Raw genomic sequence first — 2,280 nt, 5'->3', positions numbered from 1 at the left:
CCCTCACCGGTGCGCATTTCGGAAATCCGCCCCTCATGCAAGGCGATGCCGCCCATCATCTGCACGTCGAAATGGCGCATACCCATCACTCGGGTGGAGGCTTCCCGCACCACCGCAAAGGCTTCCGGCAGTAATTCATCCAGGGTCTTGCCATCCTGGAACGCCTGACGGAATTCACGGGTCTTGAGCTGAAGGTCCGCCTCACTGAGCTGTGCCAGCGCTTCCCCGTGGCTGTTGATCGTTTCGACCAACTTGCCCATGCGTTTCAGCTCACGATCATTCTTGGTGCCGATGATTTTTTTTACGATGGTACCCAGCATACAACTTCCGGTTCGGTAAAAAGTCAGGACAAACAGCCCGTTGGCGGCAAAGTACTGGCCGCAAGGTGAGCCATTCTAAACACAATAAGATGAAGAGATAAGGTGGTATTCCCGGTTATCAAGGGTACTCAACGAAAAACGGCCCCTGGAAGGGGCCGTTTTTCGTCTGCTATTCAGCGCCGGGCGCGGTAAATATAGGGCTGCGGGTTCACCTGAGCACCGTTTTTCAGCACTTCGTAATGGATGTGCGGCCCGGTGGAGCGGCCGGAATTACCCACTTTGCCGATAATGTCCCCGGTACGAACGATCTCACCCGGCTCCACCAGTAATTCCAGGGCATGACCGTAGCGAGTGGCGATACCATTACCGTGGTTGATTTCCACCATCAGGCCATAACCGGAACGATCACCGGAGTAGGTCACGACACCGGCGCCGGTGGCAATGATCGGCGTGCCTTCCTTGCCGGCAAAATCCACCCCTTTATGCCAGGCCACACGGCCGGTGAAGGGATCAGAACGACGCCCGAAGCGGCTGGACATCCAGCCCTTGGCGAGAGGCCGGCCGGACAGGTAGGTCTGGTCTTCAATCTGCTTGCCGGCCAGCAGGTTTTCCAGAATTTCCAGCTGACGCTCGCGGCGCTCCAAAGTGTCGGCCATCTGATTTACCGCTTCCATGAAGGAAGGAAGCTCGTAACTGGCCCCTTCTTCCGAGCCTTCCGGCCCACCCAGCCCCGGCACGGTACTGAAATCAAACTCTTCACCATCAATGTCGGCCACTTCCACCAGCCTCTCACCCAGTGCATCCAGTCGCACCAGTCGAGCCTGGGCCTGGGCCAGCTTCAGGGTCAGTGCCCGGAACTGCTCCTGGCTGAGGCGATCCAGGGATTCCAGGGCTTTTTGCTGCTCTTCCAGATGGGTGGAAAAACGTTCGGTCATTACCGGCGTATACTCTGGCTGGTCGCTGAGTTGCGACACCAACAGATAGCCGCCAACGCCCATCAGCACTGGCACTACCACCAACACGGCAGCCAGTAACCAGGGCCAGTGTCGCGGAACCGGAAGTGTGCGCGAATGGCCACGCTTGCTGTTAATGACTAAGATATTCATAGATTCGTGTAACGCACCGACTAAAAATTAAGAATTTCAAATAGTTGCACTGGTTTTCTTGATTATTTTTTACAATTTGCAGGCTAGTCTAAGTAAAACCTATGAGCAAGACAACTTCGCCCAAAGCCCTGCTCGCCCTGCTGAGTGGTCATCCTACTCTCTCCGGCCTGACCAGGGAGGCCAAAAAAGTCGCCCGCAAGGAGCCGGACAACCTGGCACCCGCGGACCCGCTTGATTGCCTGCCACCGGCGTTGCGCGAACGCGTCATGCTGGTAGAAGACAACATGCGCTGGTTGGCCATTGCCGAAACCAGTGCTACAGCACAGCTGCTGCGCTTTCACTTACCGAAGCTTCAGCAGGCTCTGCCCGGCCAACAGATCAAGATAATGGTCGGCGGCAAACGCCAGATGCAGAACAGCAATGTTCATGCCAATCAACAGGACAAGCCCAGATTGACCAGGGAAAGCGCCAGACAAATAGCCGATCTGGCAGACAGTATTGAGGACGAAGGCCTCAAGGCATCCTTGCAGCGGCTTGCCAGCCGCGGTGAATCAGAGTGAGGCAACCGTTGAAAGTTCAATGGTGCACAACACTCTCAATGTCTGAATACCTGAACAGAGTGTGTGTAACAGGCAAGTGAAGGGGCTAACACCGGGGAACATCAGTAACGCAAGCACCATTATTCATGTCCAGGGCGACTCCGAGCATTACCGGTTTGGTGTTGAAACCCGGAATTCTGGCTAACTTGCCTCCCCTGAAACGAAAAACCACCCGGCGGCGGGAGAACCGCCGGGTGGCAACAGGGTTTCGACGTTTCCAACGTGCTGCTGAGTATGACTACTCCGCCGCCGCCA

General features: G+C 56.1%; 2 protein-coding genes and 1 pseudogene. 1 reads left to right on the top strand and 2 read right to left on the bottom strand.

From position 1 onward, the window contains the following. Positions 1-320, bottom strand: a pseudogene (secA, locus tag HUJ17_RS02570) (preprotein translocase subunit SecA); the annotation flags it as partial. A gap of 173 nt (positions 321-493) precedes the next feature. Further along, positions 494-1,426 carry a M23 family metallopeptidase gene (locus HUJ17_RS02565; protein WP_290509211.1) on the bottom strand — a complete coding sequence of 311 codons (933 nt, stop codon included), beginning with the start codon at positions 1,424-1,426 and terminating at the stop codon, positions 494-496. Between the two features lie 101 nt (positions 1,427-1,527). On the opposite strand from HUJ17_RS02565, the gene HUJ17_RS02560 reads away from it, so the two are divergent. Further along, complete coding sequence (locus tag HUJ17_RS02560; protein WP_290509210.1) at positions 1,528-1,986, top strand: hypothetical protein; 459 nt, start codon at positions 1,528-1,530, stop codon at positions 1,984-1,986. Positions 1,987-2,280 lie beyond the last annotated feature (294 nt).

Origin of the sequence: Alcanivorax sp. (assembly GCF_014762765.1) — a bacterium.
Lineage (GTDB): Bacteria > Pseudomonadota > Gammaproteobacteria > Pseudomonadales > Alcanivoracaceae > Alcanivorax.
The sequence above is the reverse complement of the archived record's forward strand: the minus strand, read 5'-3'. Positions and strand labels throughout refer to the sequence as shown.

What these genes read in the sequence shown, in the direction of transcription:
- HUJ17_RS02565 (WP_290509211.1), bottom strand. Translation starts at nt 1,426, where the DNA reads ATGAATATCTTAGTCATTAACAGCAAGCGTGGCCATTCGCGCACACTT.
- HUJ17_RS02560 (WP_290509210.1), top strand. Translation starts at nt 1,528, where the DNA reads ATGAGCAAGACAACTTCGCCCAAAGCCCTGCTCGCCCTGCTGAGTGGT.